14 protein-coding genes are annotated in these 16,457 nt (G+C 44.8%); 9 read left to right on the forward strand and 5 right to left on the reverse strand.

Annotated features, from left to right (window positions below):
• Positions 1-9 precede the first annotated feature (9 nt).
• Both CYL31_RS02730 and CYL31_RS02735 read left to right on the forward strand, forming a co-directional pair.
• Entirely contained in the window at positions 10-777 is a 768-nt protein-coding gene (locus CYL31_RS02730) for a coniferyl-alcohol dehydrogenase (RefSeq protein WP_212917457.1), read from the forward strand.
• A gap of 59 nt (positions 778-836) precedes the next feature.
• Positions 837-1,784 carry a SphA family protein gene (locus CYL31_RS02735; protein WP_249411676.1) on the forward strand — a complete coding sequence of 316 codons (948 nt, stop codon included), beginning with the start codon at positions 837-839 and terminating at the stop codon, positions 1,782-1,784.
• Positions 1,785-1,852: 68 nt separating this feature from the next.
• On the opposite strand, the gene CYL31_RS02740 is transcribed toward CYL31_RS02735, so the two are convergent.
• Complete coding sequence (locus tag CYL31_RS02740) at positions 1,853-3,634, reverse strand: sigma-54-dependent Fis family transcriptional regulator (protein ID WP_212917458.1); 1,782 nt, start codon at positions 3,632-3,634, stop codon at positions 1,853-1,855.
• Between the two features lie 312 nt (positions 3,635-3,946).
• Here CYL31_RS02740 and CYL31_RS02745 point away from each other — a divergent pair, with 312 nt between their 5' ends.
• The gene (locus CYL31_RS02745) at positions 3,947-5,407 is read left to right on the forward strand and encodes a benzaldehyde dehydrogenase (RefSeq protein WP_212917459.1); all 1,461 of its coding nucleotides are present in this window, start codon (positions 3,947-3,949) and stop codon (positions 5,405-5,407) included.
• A gap of 120 nt (positions 5,408-5,527) precedes the next feature.
• Here CYL31_RS02745 and CYL31_RS02750 read toward each other — a convergent pair whose 3' ends face one another.
• Positions 5,528-6,196 (reverse strand): DsbA family oxidoreductase, encoded by a 669-nt coding sequence (locus CYL31_RS02750; protein ID WP_212917460.1) that lies wholly within the window; start codon positions 6,194-6,196, stop codon positions 5,528-5,530.
• 290 nt (positions 6,197-6,486) lie between these two features.
• On the opposite strand from CYL31_RS02750, the gene CYL31_RS02755 reads away from it, so the two are divergent.
• Positions 6,487-7,656 carry a lactonase family protein gene (locus CYL31_RS02755; protein WP_212917461.1) on the forward strand — a complete coding sequence of 390 codons (1,170 nt, stop codon included), beginning with the start codon at positions 6,487-6,489 and terminating at the stop codon, positions 7,654-7,656.
• A gap of 85 nt (positions 7,657-7,741) precedes the next feature.
• On the opposite strand, the gene CYL31_RS02760 is transcribed toward CYL31_RS02755, so the two are convergent.
• Positions 7,742-8,506, reverse strand: a complete 765-nt coding sequence (locus CYL31_RS02760; RefSeq protein WP_212917462.1) for an SDR family NAD(P)-dependent oxidoreductase — start codon at positions 8,504-8,506, stop codon at positions 7,742-7,744.
• A 76-nt stretch (positions 8,507-8,582) separates the two neighbouring features.
• The gene (locus CYL31_RS02765; RefSeq protein ID WP_212917463.1) at positions 8,583-10,043 is read right to left on the reverse strand and encodes an NAD-dependent succinate-semialdehyde dehydrogenase; all 1,461 of its coding nucleotides are present in this window, start codon (positions 10,041-10,043) and stop codon (positions 8,583-8,585) included.
• Positions 10,044-10,285: 242 nt separating this feature from the next.
• Between CYL31_RS02765 and araD the strand changes: the two genes are divergently transcribed.
• From araD to CYL31_RS02790, 5 genes are read left to right on the forward strand one after another with little or no spacing between them, the layout of a single operon-like run.
• A complete protein-coding gene (araD, locus tag CYL31_RS02770) occupies positions 10,286-12,007 on the forward strand; it encodes an L-arabinonate dehydratase (RefSeq protein WP_212917464.1) in 1,722 nt (573 codons plus the stop codon).
• Positions 12,008-12,775, forward strand: a complete 768-nt coding sequence (locus CYL31_RS02775) for an HpcH/HpaI aldolase family protein (protein WP_212917465.1) — start codon at positions 12,008-12,010, stop codon at positions 12,773-12,775.
• Positions 12,776-12,785: 10 nt separating this feature from the next.
• Complete coding sequence (locus CYL31_RS02780) at positions 12,786-13,334, forward strand: TRAP transporter small permease (RefSeq protein ID WP_212917466.1); 549 nt, start codon at positions 12,786-12,788, stop codon at positions 13,332-13,334.
• A gap of 3 nt (positions 13,335-13,337) precedes the next feature.
• Positions 13,338-14,624, forward strand: a complete 1,287-nt coding sequence (locus tag CYL31_RS02785; RefSeq protein ID WP_212917467.1) for a TRAP transporter large permease — start codon at positions 13,338-13,340, stop codon at positions 14,622-14,624.
• A 60-nt stretch (positions 14,625-14,684) separates the two neighbouring features.
• Complete coding sequence (locus tag CYL31_RS02790) at positions 14,685-15,437, forward strand: TSUP family transporter (RefSeq protein ID WP_212917468.1); 753 nt, start codon at positions 14,685-14,687, stop codon at positions 15,435-15,437.
• 81 nt (positions 15,438-15,518) lie between these two features.
• Here the strand turns inward: CYL31_RS02790 and CYL31_RS02795 are convergent, their stop codons facing one another.
• A complete protein-coding gene (locus tag CYL31_RS02795) occupies positions 15,519-16,256 on the reverse strand; it encodes a GntR family transcriptional regulator (RefSeq protein ID WP_212917469.1) in 738 nt (245 codons plus the stop codon).
• Positions 16,257-16,457 lie beyond the last annotated feature (201 nt).

Genomic DNA, 16,457 nt, shown 5'->3' on the forward strand with positions numbered 1-16,457 from the left:
AGAAACACTATGATGTTAGCGAATAAAACAATTGTAATTACCGGCGTATCGTCTGGTATCGGTGCGGACGTTGCGCGTCTTGCACGCTTTCATGGAGCTAAGGTTATTGGCATTGATCGCCATGAACCAAGTATGACACTGGATGGTTTTGTTCAAATTGATCTTGGTAATCCCACGGCTATTGATGCTGCCTTAGATAAATTGCCTGAGAAAATAGATGGTCTATGCAACATTGCAGGTGTGCCAGGCACCGCTGACGCTGAGTTGGTAGGGCGTGTAAATTACTTGGGCTTACGCCATTTAACAGAAGCACTTATTCCTCGATTTAGTAAAGGCGCTAGTATTGTAAATGTCGCTTCTGTTTTGGGTATTGAGTGGCCAGAGCGTTTAGAAAAACATAAAGCACTGGCTGACACTTCGTATTTTGAAGAAGGTGTAGCTTGGTTAAAGAAAAATCCTGTCCCTCAAGAAACCTGTTATCAGTATTTCAAAGAAGCCCTCATTGTTTGGTCAACCCAGCAAGCTTTCACTTGGTTCCGTGACCACGGTGTGCGCATGAACTGTGTCGCTCCAGGTCCTGTCTTTACGCCGATTTTAGGCGACTTTGTTTCTATGTTGGGCGAAGAGCGAGTTCAAAAAGACGCTGTAAGAATGGTTCGTCCTGCTTATTCAGATGAAGTTGCTGAGGTGATTGCGTTTCTTTGTTCAGATGCTTCTCGTTGGGTTTGCGGTGTCAATATTCCAGTCGATGGAGGCTTGGCATCTACCTATTTGTAAATATCCAATAAAATCAATGTCTTAAAAATATAAAACAACAATAAAAAGGTATTTTCACAATGACAATATTAAAATTAAAGCGAACTTATGCTTCTGTGTTGCTAACCCTCCCTATGACTGCGATGGCGTATGATCTACCAGGTGTTAACCTAGGAGGGACCAGTTTTTATGATGGCGCTCCTGGCCCGCAAGGTCCAGGCTGGTATGTAATTGAGTATTTACAATATCTTACATCTGATAAGCTAAATGGCAGTAATGGTGATGCGCTTCCTTTGCCAAAACAAGATGTGGATTTGTTTATTCCTTTGACTCAGATTATTTACGAGCCAGAGGAGCATTTTACTGAAAATACCAGATTGGGTTATACCTTTATTGTTCCTTGGATCGCGGATCAAGACGTGGATGACGGTTTAAATAATGCGCAAATAAGTGCGCAAACTGGTGTTGGCGATATTATCTTAGGGGCTTTTTTGCAGTTTGATCCTGTGATGGGAGAAAGTGGCCCGCGTTACGTACAACGAATTGAGCTAGATGTTACTTTACCGACTGGAAAATATGATGCAGAAAATGCCATCAATCCGGGTAGTAACGCCTTTAATATTAATCCTTACTATTCTGTAACTTATTGGCTAACACCTCGCTGGACGGTTTCAGGCCGGTTTTCATATCTATGGAATGGTAAGAATGATGATCCCTCAACAGCTCTTAATGCCAAAAACGACAGTCAAGCAGGACAAGCCCTTCATGCGAATTTTGCCAGTGCCTATGTGCTAACGGATAACCTAAGCGTTGGTGTAAATGGCTACTGGTTGAATCAAATTACGGATACAAAGGTAGATGGCGACGATGAAGAAGGCCGCAGAGAAAAAGTCTGGGCTGTAGGGCCAGGTCTTGTTTATAAACTAGGTAAAGAAAATTCTGTTTTTGCCAATATGTATTTTGAACAAGATGCCGAAAACCGTTCCGAAGGTAATCGATTTGTCCTAAGGTTTAACCACCATTTCTAATAGATAGCTATAGATTATTTTTATCACCTTTTCCCCGTGATGAGACCCATCACGGGGCTTTTTATGCGCTATTCTTGACCTTTATTTTGCTTACTTTTCTTTAGGCGATAAGCCAATTGTGGTCTACTTAGGCCAACTCGTCTTGCGGCTTCAGATAAGTTTCCTTGGGCGTTGTCTACCGCTTCTTGTAAAAGGTTATGTTCTAGCATTTCTATGTCGATAGAATCGTTTCCGCCAACGAATTGAGAAATGTGTTCCAGTAGTGAATTGGTAGGTTCTATTTTGCTTTGTGAGTGACTCAAATTACCTTTGTTATTTACCGAATAAATAATTTCGTCAGGAATGTGCTCATTTCTAAAAAGGTGATGAAGATCAATAGGTTCACCTTCTTCTGAAGAGATAACGCCACGCTCCATGAGGTTTTGTAACTCACGAATATTGCCAGGAAATGCGTAGTTAAATAAGGCCCGACGAGCGGTTTGTGTCATGCCAGAAGGGGATCTGTGATGCAGTGTGCAAAAGTGATGATAGAAATAATTTATCAATAACGGAATGTCGGCTTTACGCTCTCTTAATGGCGGTAAATGAATAGGAAATACGTTCAAGCGGAAAAACAAGTCTTCACGAAATTCGCCCTTTTCAACGGCTTTTCGCAAGTCTACATTGGTGGCGGCGATGACTCTCACATCGACTTTTATAGGAGAGATTCCACCGACTCTTTCTATCTCTCTTTCCTGTAAAGCACGCAGCAATTTACTCTGCCCTGCTAGGTTTAAATTACCAATTTCATCAAGAAAAAGCGTGCCACCATTGGCTCTTTCAAAGCGCCCCGGGCGGCTATTAGTTGCACCCGTAAATGCGCCTTTTTCGACCCCAAACAGTTCAGATTCCATTAGATTTTCCGGAATAGCAGCACAGTTAAAGGCTAAAAATGGACCTGTTCGGTGACTGAACTTATGCAGCATACTGGCAAAAAGCTCTTTGCCAACGCCAGATTCTCCGGTAAACAGTACGGTTGCATTGGTTGGAGCCACTTTTTGTAATGAATGGGTGGCGGCGGTAAAGGCTGCTGATACGCCGATCATCCTAAGTTGATCATCTGGAAGACTTGGTTCCATGTGATTGAGCTGAGGGTCTTGTTTTACTGTATTTTCTGTTTCACTAGCCGTGACGTTAAGAAAGCGAATGTCGTCTTGGATATCGCCCCAAAGTTCGGCTGATTTGCCAATCACACGACAGACTGAATGCCCCATGGATTGGCATTCCACTTCTCGGAAGATAACCAAAGAGCCCACTAAGCCAGACACATATCCAATCGCGTAGCCTAGTTCCATCCAGCAGGCTGGTGAGCTGCCAATACCATAGGCGGCAATGTGCTCTTCGTCTTCACTGCTGTGATGCCATAAAAACTCACCGTCATACAAGCCTTTTTCGGTGTCGAATTCAAAGTGAATGGTTTCTACTTTTACAGCGCCTTCAAGGCCATGGAGATGTGTGCCGGCTTCAAAAATGGATGCTGGATCAGAATCTGGCCAGCGATTACGGATTAATTCAGCATCGCGCATACCAGAAAAATAGCCTGTGCGAGTCATGATATCGCGTGATTTATCGAGACCTAGGGAATCAATGAGCTCTCGGCGGAGTAACCCAAAAGATGAGCTATGGATAAGCAGCATACGTTGGTCTTCTAACCATATACGGCCATCGCCGGGAGAAAAAAACAGACACTCAGTCAGATCATCGATGGTTGGTGAGTTGTGACCATCTAGTTCTCGAGAGCTGCCTTTGAGAAGGATTTTGGTATTTCCTTTTGCCATATCGGCCAATGAGATACGCTGCAAGTTTGTCATTTATTATTTTTCCTCTTCCACCTAGTTGATGAAATGGTTAACTGCATTTCTTTTAGTTTTGATTGAATTTAATGATATCGTCAAGTCTATTGACTGTTTTTTATTCTCCTATATCACGCAATATTTTTAGTTATTTCTAATTAATTTATTATTTATCAATGTGTTAAGTTTTATTTTGGTGTTAATAAAGATGGAAATAATATTTCGGCACAGGTATTGCTCTATTCTCTTACCCACTAAGTTTCTTTTCTAAACATTTACAAGGTGAGTTGCGAAAGTGGAAATCTAATAAAAATAAACAGGAGAGCACACATGACGGTATCAGTACTTGGATCTAAAAAATGGTCAGGAAAGTTTTTCACTGGTGACTGGGTTGCCGCCTCAAATACGCAAGAGGTCATGGAACCAGCAACAGGCAATGTATTGAGTAGTGTGGCGATGGCCACAACAGATGATGTTTACTTGGCTTGTCAGAGAGCCAAAGTAGCCCAAAAAGAATGGGTAAAAATTCCTCCAAGAGAAAAATCCGCCATTTTTCATAAAGCCGCAATGTTTATGCAAGATAACTTTGATGAGCTGGCTTTGTACGTGGCTCGAGAAACAGGAGGTGCGATTCCTAAAGGTGAGCATGAGATAAGAGAAGCCATTATTATATTGCAGTTGGCGGCCAATATGACCCTAGAGCCAACAGGCCTTACCTTGCCTTCTGTTCCTGAGAGAATGTCCTACGCGACACGTAAACCTATTGGTGTCGTTGGGGTAATTTCTCCATTCAATTTCCCCATGATTCTATCTATTCGTTCCATTGCACCTGCGTTAGCGACAGGCAATGCTGTTGTGACCAAACCTGATCCACAAACACCTGTTACAGGGGCTTTTATACTTGCTCTAGCGTTTGAAGCAGCAGGATTACCAAAGAATCTATTCCAAGTTTTTCCTGGTGCTGTGGAAGCGGGTGAAGCGATTTGTACTGCACCAGAAATTGGCATGGTGGCCTTTACCGGATCAACGGCAGCGGGCCGCAAGGTGGGTGAAGTTTGTGGGCGTAACCTGAAAAAAGTGTCTCTTGAGCTGGGTGGTAAAAACTCATTAATTATTCTCGAAGATGCCGATTTAGACATCGCAGCGAGCAATATCGCGTGGGGCGCTTATTCTCACCAAGGTCAAATTTGTATGGCTGCTGGAAGGATTTTAGTTCAAGCAAGTATTGCTGATGCTTTGACGGCAAAAGTGGTTGAAAAAGCTAAGCATTTATCTGTGGGAGATCCTGTTTCGGGACAAGTGGCGTTAGGCCCATTGATTAATCAACGTCAACTTGAAAAAGTACATAGCATTGTTCAAGACTCAATCGCTGCTGGCGCTAAGCTAGAAGTGGGCGGAACCTATGACAAGCTTTTTTATATGCCAACCGTTTTGAGTAATGTCAAACCCGGTATGCGGTCTTTTAATGAGGAAGTTTTTGGGCCAGTGGTCAATATTGTTACCTTCGATAAAGACGAAGAGGCCGTGGCAATGGCGAACGATACTGAGTATGGCTTGGCTGGAGCAGTAATCTCGAATAATTATGCTCGTGCAGAACGTATCGCATCTCAGTTGCATGTTGGTTTGTTGCATATCAATGATCAAACGGTGAATGATGAGTGTATTAACCCATTTGGTGGCACCGGTGCTTCTGGTAATGGCAGTGCTGTGTGTGGACCAGCGAGCTGGGATCTTTATACGCACTGGCAGTGGACGACAGTAAAAAACACGGCGACGCCTTATCCTTTTTGATACCTATTTGGTAGCGCGATAGTTTAAATTTATTTAATAAAAAGCCCCATATAGTTTGTCCAGTATTGGATTTCACTTCATATGGGGCTTTCTGCTTTGGCGGTGAAAAATACAGTTGACTCAAACTTCTTGAACAGCCACTTTCTCTTTTTCGAGAATCTCTTCAATCGCACTTTTGAATACTTCCGCTGGTTGGCCACCAGAAATAGCATAGGCGTTGTTGATGATGACAGTCGGAACGGATGTGATGCCATTTTGCTGCCATTGTTGTTCTTGTAAGCGCACTTCTTCAGCAAAATAGCCATTCTCCAAAATGCCTTTGGCTGCGACGAGGTCTAAGTTAACACTGGCAGCTAGGTTGGCAAGTGTTTGGTAGTTACTGATGTCTTGATTATGAGTGAAATGCGCTTTAAATAACGCCACTTTAAGTTCCGCTTGTTTGCCTTCTAGATGTGCCCAATGTAGTAGGCGATGTGCGTCAAAAGAGTTACGCATGCGACTTTCCGAAGTGAAGTTGAAATCAAAATCGACTTCTTTACCTCGGGCTTGGATCATTTCTCTGTTTTGGTCTGATTGCTCTTGATTAATACCGTACTTTTCTGCGATGTGCTCGTTTAGATTTTGACCTTCTGCTGGCATATCTGGATTAAGCTCGAAGGGGCGATACGTAACGGTTGCGTCGACTTTATCTTTTAGCTCTTCAAGCGCTTTACTTAAGTTGCCTAAACCAATCACGCACCAAGGACACATGACATCTGAGATAAACTGAATATCTAATGATTCTTTCATGATGTTTTCCATTCTCAATATTAAAAAGACAAAGTTAAAAATCGCATATTGAGAAAATAAATTGGGGCAAGGCAAAGGATTAAAAGTGGGTTTTTTCAATAGTGATTATCGTTGCTCATAATTTACACAATACTGAGTAAGCTAACGAAGAATAGACCTGTCATGATCATAAAAAGTTTGTTGCTGATTCTTTTATTGTATGATGTTATACATCTTGGGCTGCGGGTATGGTGCTTTCTGTTCAGCTCCACAAAAGGCTTTTGTTTAGCTCGGCAAGGATAAAAATAAAAATGACGATATTTAACAAATCAATGAATGGCATGTTCTCTGGAGCATTACTGTTTATGAGCGCAACAGGATTAGGAATGATGTCTCAGAATACCAATGCGAGTCAGTATGTGTATGTTTCCAATGCAAAAGACAGCACGATCACTCGGTACCTTCTAGATAACAAGCAGGTAGATGGCAAACAGATTAAGTTAGTGCCTCTTGGCAGCACAAAAACCGGTAATAATGTAATGCCGTTATCAGTCAGTCCAGATAAGTCTCATTTATACGCATCTATTCGTTCTGAACCTTTTCGTATTATCTCTTATCGCATTGATCCTGCTTCAGGGGATTTAGCTGAGGAAGGTGAAGCGAACTTACCTTCGAGTATGGCGAATATTGATACGGATAAATCGGGACGGTTTTTATTTGCAGCTTCTTACGGTGGCAATTTGATCAGTGTTAGTCCTATCAATAAGACAGGTGTAGTGACCAGCGGTGCACAACAAGTATTAAACACTGGGCGTAATGCTCACGCTATTCATGCCAGCCCAGATAATCGTTTTGTATTTTCTTCTAGTTTGGGTGACGACCAAATTATGCAGTATCGATTTGATTCGCAAACTGGGAAATTAACGCCCAATACGCCAGCTGCAGTAAAAACCGAGCAGTATGCCGGACCGAGGCATTTTGTCTTTTCTAAAGATGGTCAATACGTCTATGTTCTTGGAGAGCTGTCAGGAACGGTAACCACGTATGCTTTTGATATCAAGACAGGGTTGTTGACACTCAAAGGCGAAAGTGAAGGTGTTCCTGCAAAAGCCTTGTCTTTGGAAAACGGTGTGCCACCTTCTATGAAAGCCAGTAATGATCACCCTAAAGTGTGGGCCGCTGATATGCACTTGTCAGCGGATGGTCGCTTTTTGTATGTATCTGAACGAACCAAAAGCATCATTGCAACCTTGTCGATTGATCAAAATACAGGGCTGCCAAGCTACCAAAAAATGACTCAAGTCGAGCAACAGCCTCGTGGGTTCGCTATCAGTAATGATGGTCAGTTTATGGTGGTGTCTGGTGAGAAAGATGCCAATTTAGGCTTGTATCATATTAATGAGAAGACGGGCGAATTGACCAAAATCGATGAAGTTCCAACTGGCAGTGGGGCAAATTGGGTCGAGATTGTTGATTTTTGATAGCTGCAGGATAAGTAAAAAAGCATCCCGCCAACTCTCTAGTTTATACAGAGTAGAAAGGATGCTGTTTTATTAGTGATGGCGGTTAAACAATCCCTGCATCCACGATAAAGTTTTGACCAGCACAAGCGCGGCTGTCCTGAGAGGCAAGGAATAGGGCCATGGCGACAATATCGTCTGGTTCAATACGGAATTTAAGAGATTGAACGTCGATAAACTCTTGGTCCAATTCTGGTGTTAGCCATAGGGCTTTTTGTCGTTCGGTGACAACCGCTCCTGGTACAATAGAGTTGACTCGAATACCGCGAGGGCCAAGCTCTCTTGCCATGGTGCGTGTCATTGTGTGGATCGCACCTTTTGACGTAGTGTAGCCCACCATACCAGCACGGCCACGCATCCAACTGATGGAGCCCATATTGATAATGCTCGCGCCTTCTTTCATCCATTTAGCGGCCGCTTGCATGCCAAAGAAATGCGGGCGCATGTTGATGTTTAGGCAGTTATCCCAGTATTCCGGTGTGACGTCTTCGATTTTATGACGGTCATCTTTGCCCGCGTTATTGATCAATACGTCTAAGTGGCCAAGCTCTTGTGCTGCATCGTCAATGGCGGATTGCAAAGCCTCAATGTCGCGCACGTCGACTTTTCTAAACCAAGGCGTCACTTTGAATTCGTCGGCCAGTTTTTGGTTTAACGCCGTAGAGCTAGCGTCATCAATATCGATGTACGCCACATGTGCGCCTTGTTTCATAAAGTGATGAACAAGGAATTCGCCAATCCCTGAACCACCGCCAGTGATAAAGATCACTTTGTCTTTTAAGGAAGGGTATTGGTTGGTTAATGTCGGCATGTATTATTCTCCGATCGACAAACAATGGGTGTGCTCATGGCGACATGAACACACCCTATAAGTTTTAATTTATCTGCTATTTATCTAAACCAGCAACACAAACGTATTTAGTGTTGATGTAGTCTTCAATGCCGTATTTAGAGCCTTCACGGCCAAGACCGGATTCTTTATAGCCACCAAATGGCGCAACTTCTGTAGCGATGACGCCAGCATTCACTCCGACTAAGCCTGTTTCTAGTGCTTCTGCTACGCGGAAAATACGACCAATATCGCGAGAGTAGAAATAAGACGCTAGGCCGTATTCGGTGTCATTTGCCATGGCGATGACATCGTCTTCTGTTTCAAACCTGAAGACGGGTGCCAAAGGACCAAAGGTTTCTTCTTTGGCAAACAGCATGTCTTGCGTAGCATTGGCGATAACCGTTGGCTGATAGAAATTGTCGCCCAGTTCATGGTGTTTACCACCGGTGACGATTTTACCGCCTTTGCTGATCGCGTCTTGCACATGCTCGTCTACTTTATCGACTGCTGCACGGTTAATTAGCGGGCCTTGTTCGACACCGCTTTCAGTACCATGGCCGACTTTCATTGCGGCAACTTGCGCGGCGAATTTTTCAACGAAGCTATCGTATACACCTGCTTGAACATAGATGCGGTTTGCGCAAACACAGGTTTGGCCCGCATTACGGTATTTAGACATCATGGCGCCTTTAACGGCCTCATCGATGTCGGCATCATCAAACACAACGAAAGGCGCGTTACCACCAAGTTCAAGAGAGACTTTCTTCATAGTGTCAGCGCAGTCTTTCATCAGTAATTTACCGATAGGCGTAGAACCTGTGAATGTCAGCTTACGAACAACGGATGAGTCCGTTAGGGTTTTGGCGATGGTGCTCGCTTTACCCACAACGATATTAATAACCCCCGCTGGAATGCCGGCTTCAATCGCTAGCACGCCCATGGCCAATGCGCTTAATGGGGTTTCGGAGGCGGGCTTGATGATCATGGTACAACCTGCCGCAAGTGCTGGACCTGCTTTACGAGTGATCATGGCAGCAGGAAAGTTCCAGGGCGTAATAGCTGCACACACGCCAACCGGTTCTTTCATTACCAAGATACGACGGTCTGGTGCGTAAGTTGGAATCATGTCGCCATAAATGCGCTTGCCTTCTTCGGCGAACCATTCAATGAAAGATGCCGTGTAGCCGATTTCACCACGGGATTCTGCTAAAGGCTTGCCTTGCTCAGCGGTCATGAGTTTCGCTAAGTCTTCTTGGTTTTCCATTAATAGGTCGTGCCAGCGACGTAACAATGCCGCGCGTTCTTTGGCGGTTTTTTTCTTCCAGGTTTTTTGAGCGGCTTCGGCAGCGGCGATGGCTTGTTCGGTTTGCGCAGCACCAACTGTCGCAACGGTTGCTACTAATTCACCATTTGCAGGGTTAAATACATCTAGCGTGCTGCCTTCTGAAGATTCGACCCACTCTCCATTGATTAAACATTTTGTTTGTAGGAGTGCTTTGTTCTTTAGTTTAAGCATTGCGTTACCTCTCATTAATGAATGTGTCTTATTTTTAGATTGCTACGGATTGTGTCTATTTCAAGTAGTTCTTTTTTTGCCGCTATTTTTGTTCACTATTTTTACTGAGTAATGGGATAGTTCTTGACTTCTCTTATGTCTTATATAAGAGTTATATCATAAGTTTGAAGAAGCCGTAAACAAGCATCGTTGGTTAAGCGGTTAAACGATAAAAATAAACACTGTAAGAACAGGACAGCATCATGGCAAAACGTATCGAAGACCTTCGCAGTCAGCGTTGGTTTGCTCCTGACAATATGCGAGCTTTTGCGCATCGACAACGTACGCAACAGACTGGATACAAGCGCAGCGATTTCATGAACCGCCCCGTTATTGGCATCATCAATACCTGGAGCGACATCAGTACTTGTCATACTCATCTTAGAGAGCGTGCCCAGTTTGTCAAAGAAGGCATCATTCGTGCAGGCGGTTACCCATTAGAAATGCCTGCCATGTCACTTGGTGAAGTGATGGTAAAGCCAACTACCATGATGTACCGAAACTTTCTTGCGATGGAAACGGAAGAGCTGTTGCGCAGTCATCCGATTGATGGCGCGATTTTAATGGGCGGTTGTGACAAAACCACACCGGGCCTATTAATGGGCGCCATCAGTATGAATATTCCTGCTATTTATATTCCCGCAGGCGCGAGTCTAAACGGTAATTTCAAAGGCGAAAAAATTGGTACGGGCACTCATACTCGAAAATATTGGGATGAAAAACGCGCGGGTAATTTAAGTGATGAAGATTGGCTTGAACTAGAAGCCAAAATGACCCGTTCTGTGGGAACCTGTAACACCATGGGGACGGCCTCTTCACTGACCTCTATGGCGGAAGTGTTGGGCTTTTGTTTGCCTGGTTCGGCAACCATCCCTGCGGCCGATTCGGCTCATCAACGTCTGTGTTCTTTGGCTGGTGAGCGCATTACCAAAATGGTGTTTGAAGACCTAACGCCTAAATCCCTAGCCACCAAAGAAGCTTTTGAAAATGCCATTGTCACCTATGTCGCGCTGGGTGGTTCCACCAATGGCATTATCCATTTAATCGCCATGGCAGGGCGTGCAGGTATTGATTTACCTATGTCTTTGTTTGATGAATGGGCGCGAAAAGTGCCGGTCATCGCCAATCTTATGCCCGCGGGCGAATACCTAATGGAAGACCTGTTCTACGCGGGTGGCTTGCCGGCTTTATTAACGCGTCTTAAAGATTTCTTGCATCTGGATCAAGGTAACGTGAATGGTCGTACTTTGGGTGAGAACTTGGATGGCGTCGAAATCTACAACGAGGATGTGATTCGTTCTCTAGATAACCCAGTAAACGACCGCGGCACAATTGGCGTGATCACTGGAAACCTCTGTCCAGATGGTGCGGTATGCAAACCCTCTGCGGCGTCCCCGCACTTATTGAATCATCGCGGTAAAGCCTTGGTGTTTGAAAACCATGCGCAAATGAACGCACAGATCGACGACCCTGACCTTGATGTGGATGAAAACACCGTTTTAGTGCTGAAAAATGCTGGGCCAATAGGCGGTCCGGGTATGCCTGAATGGGGCGGGTTACCGATTCCGAAAAAGCTTTTGCAGAAAGGCGTGCGTGACATGGTGCGTATTTCAGATGCACGTATGAGCGGCACCCATTACGGCACCTGTATTTTACACGTTGCGCCTGAATCTTATGTTGGCGGGCCGCTGGCCTTTGTTCAGACCGGCGACTGGATCGCCTTGGACGTGGAAAAGCGCACGCTGAATTTAGAAATTAGTGACGAAGAAATGGCCGCACGAAAAGCGGCGTGGGCACCACCACCACCAAAGTTTACTCGTGGTTATGGCGCTATGTTTTCAACCCATGTCACCCAAGCAAACGAAGGGTGCGACTTTGACTTTTTACAAGGTGACGCTGTCATCGATGAACCGGAGATATTCTAAATGAGCAAGACGATTAACCCATTTAAACAGCGTTTACTGGATGGTCAAAAGTTGATTGGAGGCTGGACGCTGTCTGGTAGCCCAACGGTCGCAGAGGCTATGGCGTTTTTGAACTATGACTATTTGGTGGTGGATTTAGAACACAGCCCTGCCAGCATTCATGACACTACGCCGATTTTACGTGCGGTTGAGCAAACGCCAACCGCAGCGGTGGTTCGTATGCCAAGCCACGATCCGATTGCCATTAAACAAGTATTGGATCAGGGCGGTATGACCTTGTATTTCCCATTTGTTGAATCGGTCGAAGAGGCAAAAGCCATTGTTCAAGCCAGCATGTATCCGCCATTGGGTAAGCGCGGCTTTGCCAAAATGCACCGAGCGGCGCGTTATACCACACGTGAAGATTATCCTGCAGCGGCCAATGAACAAGTGTGTTTGATTCCTCAGCTTGAAACAGTCGAAGCGTTAGAGCTTGCGGTAGAAATCGGCAAGGTGGAAGGCGTCAGTGCAGTATTCATTGGTCCTGGAGATTTGTCGATGACAATGGGCTTGCCAGGTCAGGTTAATCACCCTGATGTGCGCGCCAAAATCGTGGCTTGTGTGACTGCCTGTAACCAAGCGGGGATTCCTGTAGGAACAGTTATGCCAACGCCTGACGATGCAAAATGGGCACTAGAAGTCGGCTTTAGTTTTGTGTCGATTGCCAATGATCTAGCCAATATGCTGGGGCAGTGTAAGGCGCATTTGGCGCAAATGAAGAATTCATAAAGGTGTCTCTATGCTTTTATTAACAAGAATAATAACGTTTCTGGGGCAGATAAACTCTGCCTTTGTGTTCGTTTTCAAATATCTGGCAATCACCGCGGTGGCTGTGATGACGGCCTCGATTCTCGTTCAAGTGTTTTGTCGTTATGTACTTAACGATTCATTACCTTGGTCGGAAGAGTTGGCGCGTTATCTGATGGTTTGGATGACGTTTTTGACTCTGCCAGTGGTGTCTCGTGCTAAGCAACATGCGGCACTCGATATTATTTTGGGGGCTTTACCAAGACGCTTGAGCTTGCTGCTAGAGCTGGTGCTGTATGTGTTGATTGGGATTGTCCTGTATTACGCGTTTAATAAAAGCTTAGATTTCGCTCTAAAAGGGACGCGCATGTTAGCAACGGCGCTGCCGATTACCAAAGCTTGGTCTTATATGGCGATGCCGGTTGGTTTTGGCGTCATGATGTTGGTGTATATCGAGCTTTTCTTGATTTGTACTGCGCGTCTTTTTAATGAATCTAATGACGACAAGTTTGTGTTGTCTGATAGCGAAAGCGAGGCATAACCCATGGGCATTTCATTTTTCTGGATTTTGCTTTCTGTCATGTTTTTGGGGATGCCGGTTGCGTTTGCCTTGTTGTTTGCGCCGGGTTTGAGTCTGTTTTTAGAAGGCAAAGAGATGTTTTATCTCTTGCTGACGCAACGTTTGTACAACGGCATTGATAGTTTTCCATTGATGGCGATTCCGTTTTTCATGTTGGCGGGTGAGGTGATGAACCGCAGTGGCATTACCTTGTCGCTAGTACAAGTAAGCCAAGCCTTTATCGGGCATTTGCGTGGTGGTTTGGCGCAAATCAATATTTTATCTTCTATGTTGTTTGCCGGTCTTAGTGGTTCGGCTGTAGCGGATTGCTCGGCGTTAGGGAAAATGCTGATTCCTGCGATGGAAAAGAATGGCTACTCGCGTCGTTTTGCGGCGGCTGTGACAGCGGCGTCTTCTGTAATTGGGCCGATTATTCCACCAAGTGGCATCATGATCTTGTATGCGTTTGTAATGAACGTGTCGGTAGGTGGATTGTTTGCAGCCGGTCTTGTTCCAGGCTTTTTGGTAGGGGTTAGCCTAATGGCAATGACGTGGTTTTTGGCACGTCGTCGAGGCTATAAAGTGGCCTCTGAAAAGGCTTCTTGGTCAGAGCGTGGTACGGCAGTTAAACAAGCTTTTTGGCCGTTGTTGACGCCAGTTATTTTGCTTGGCGGTATTTTGTCTGGTGTATTTACACCAACAGAAGCGGCGGCTGTCGCGGCTGCCTACGCTTTGGCTGTTAGCTTGATGTCGAAAACCATGACGGTGAGTAACTTGCCTAGCTTGTTTTATGCAACGGCGAAATCGTCTGCGGTGATTTTGTTCCTTGTCGGCAGTGCGGTGGCGTTTTCTTCGGTGATCAGCCTATCTGGCGCGCCACAAAAAGTCGCTGCAATCATGGTTTCTCTTACTGAGAATCCATTGTTACTACTGCTGATTATTAACTTGCTATTGTTGTTTGTCGGTATGTTCTTAGACGCAGGTCCGGCGATTCTTATTTTGGGTCCTATTCTTGGCCCTATCGTGACGCAGTTTGGTATTGATCCATTGCACTTTGCCATCGTGATGTGTGTCAACTTAACCATAGGTTTAACGACGCCACCCATGGGCTTGGTGCTGTTTGTTGCGTCCAGTGTGAGTGGCGAGCGAGTTGAGACAATTAGCCGAGAAATGCTGCCTTATTTGGCGGTCCATATCTTTGTTATTTTGCTCATTACGTATATCCCAGCATTAACGATGACCTTGCCTCGTTTGCTTGGTTTTGCCTCCTAATGGATGGTGAAAAACGGTTTTTTGGCATAGTTAAGAAGTTAACAAACGAGGGAGGCTTTTATGCTAATGGATAGTTCGAGCCTACTTTTATTATTGTTCTTTGCGCTCGGCAGTTACATTCAGGCGACGACGGGATTCGCTTTTGGATTGATTGTTGTGAGTAGTGTGTCGGCATTAGGTTTAGCGCCCATTGAAGTAACAGCGTTTGCGGTGAGTGTGTTAAGTCTTATCAATGCGGGGATCGGGCTTTATGGTGGGCATTGGCGAAAGATAAATCTTCGCGCTTTTTGGGGCTTTATTTTACCTTGTCTACCAGCTATTTTCCTTGGCGTATGGTTGCTTGGTTACCTTGGCGAAAATGCATTAGGCTGGCTTAAATTTAGCTTAGGTTTGTGTATTGTCGTCAGCAGTTTGGTGATGATGCTGCAAGCCCATAGGGTGAGAAAAGAATCTTCTGCGGGGGCTTTTGCTGTCAGCGGCGTAATAGGTGGGGTAATGGGCGGCATGTTTGCGACTTTTGGTCCGCCGATCACCTTCATGATGTATCGCCAGCCAGATGACCAAGCCAGAATACGCGCGACCTTATTAGGTATATTTTGTTGTACGGCGGCATTGCGTGTGGGGTCTGTTAGCCTTACTCAAGGAGTTGATATTGAAACGTGGCTATTGTGTGCGCTTGGCTTTCCTGTGGTTGTTATAGCGACCTTAGTTGCGAGAAAGTTTCCCGTTCCAATCTCCGCTAGAGCGATGCGTTTCGTGGCATTTAGCTTGTTGCTATTGTCGGGTGTTAGCTTGATGTGGCAGGGGGGTTAGATAGGAAAGGTTTGAATAAATAGACAAGAGCGCGTGATCTTGTTGTCATGCGCTTTTTTGTTCGTTAATTTATCGAGCTAGTTAATTGAGTTCGACAAGATAATGTAGGTCTTCGCTGTTGGCGCGGCTGATTCGGTATTCCACGGTACGTCCGTCTAATGCGCGAGCAGTACGCGTTACTTCTAGCAAAGGCTGTCCTGCTGCGATGTTTAAAACGCTTTGGTCTTGTTCATCGGCTAACACGGCTTTTAGTCTGTCCGTGGCTTTGTGAACGGTAATATTAAAATGCTGTTGATAGTAGTGATACAAGGAATGTGGCAGTTTTTCCTCTTTATCTAAATCCGTAAAGTAACGATGAGGAAGGTAGATCAGCTCACGTATCGAGGCTGTGTTTTTTATTGAGCGTACACGATGGATTTCAATGACTTTTTCTTCTGGCGGCAATTCGAAAAGAGTGCGTAGTTTATCATCCGGTGTGATCAATCGCATTTCGAGTAACTGCGCATAAGGCAGTTCGGGAACATCACCGTTATCACTTTTAAAATGAAAAAAGTGGAACATCATTTTTTGTAATGTGTGTTCGGATACAAATGTGCCAACGCCTTGGCGACGAAATAAAACATTGTCTTCGGTTAATGCGTTAAGAGCTTTTCGGACTGTGCCTTGGCTGACACCGAGTAGATCCGCCAGTTGGAACTCACTCGGTAATACCTCACCGGGCTTCCAAATACCTTCAATAATTCTCTCTGTAATCAACTCTTGAACCTGTTTATACAGAGGTTTGAAGATAGGTGATGGCTGCGGTGTAGTGTCTGTCATGGCTTAACCTGCTGTGATTGTTGCTCTTAGAATACGCAAATGAGATAAAAAAATCTGTTCTTTTCTTGCACTTTGTGTCTTATATAAGATATAAAACAAGTTATAGCAATATAATCGTTCATTTGCTATCAATTATCGTCTGACGATACGTTAAAAGATGAACGGCTGGTTTGTTTGATTACTTGCGTGACTCAGAATAAA

The organism is Marinomonas sp. A3A (genome assembly GCF_018336955.1).
Taxonomy (GTDB): Bacteria; Pseudomonadota; Gammaproteobacteria; order Pseudomonadales; family Marinomonadaceae; genus Marinomonas; species Marinomonas lutimaris.

Coding starts and splice junctions, on each gene's coding strand:
- CYL31_RS02790 (WP_212917468.1), top strand. CDS start 14,685: ATGCTAATGGATAGTTCGAGCCTACTTTTATTATTGTTCTTTGCGCTC.
- CYL31_RS02785 (WP_212917467.1), top strand. CDS start 13,338: ATGGGCATTTCATTTTTCTGGATTTTGCTTTCTGTCATGTTTTTGGGG.
- CYL31_RS02740 (WP_212917458.1), bottom strand. CDS start 3,634: ATGACAAACTTGCAGCGTATCTCATTGGCCGATATGGCAAAAGGAAAT.
- CYL31_RS02730 (WP_212917457.1), top strand. CDS start 10: ATGATGTTAGCGAATAAAACAATTGTAATTACCGGCGTATCGTCTGGT.
- CYL31_RS02735 (WP_249411676.1), top strand. CDS start 837: ATGACAATATTAAAATTAAAGCGAACTTATGCTTCTGTGTTGCTAACC.
- CYL31_RS02760 (WP_212917462.1), bottom strand. CDS start 8,506: ATGCCGACATTAACCAACCAATACCCTTCCTTAAAAGACAAAGTGATC.
- araD (WP_212917464.1), top strand. CDS start 10,286: ATGGCAAAACGTATCGAAGACCTTCGCAGTCAGCGTTGGTTTGCTCCT.
- CYL31_RS02795 (WP_212917469.1), bottom strand. CDS start 16,256: ATGACAGACACTACACCGCAGCCATCACCTATCTTCAAACCTCTGTAT.
- CYL31_RS02780 (WP_212917466.1), top strand. CDS start 12,786: ATGCTTTTATTAACAAGAATAATAACGTTTCTGGGGCAGATAAACTCT.
- CYL31_RS02755 (WP_212917461.1), top strand. CDS start 6,487: ATGACGATATTTAACAAATCAATGAATGGCATGTTCTCTGGAGCATTA.
- CYL31_RS02750 (WP_212917460.1), bottom strand. CDS start 6,196: ATGAAAGAATCATTAGATATTCAGTTTATCTCAGATGTCATGTGTCCT.
- CYL31_RS02745 (WP_212917459.1), top strand. CDS start 3,947: ATGACGGTATCAGTACTTGGATCTAAAAAATGGTCAGGAAAGTTTTTC.
- CYL31_RS02765 (WP_212917463.1), bottom strand. CDS start 10,043: ATGCTTAAACTAAAGAACAAAGCACTCCTACAAACAAAATGTTTAATC.
- CYL31_RS02775 (WP_212917465.1), top strand. CDS start 12,008: ATGAGCAAGACGATTAACCCATTTAAACAGCGTTTACTGGATGGTCAA.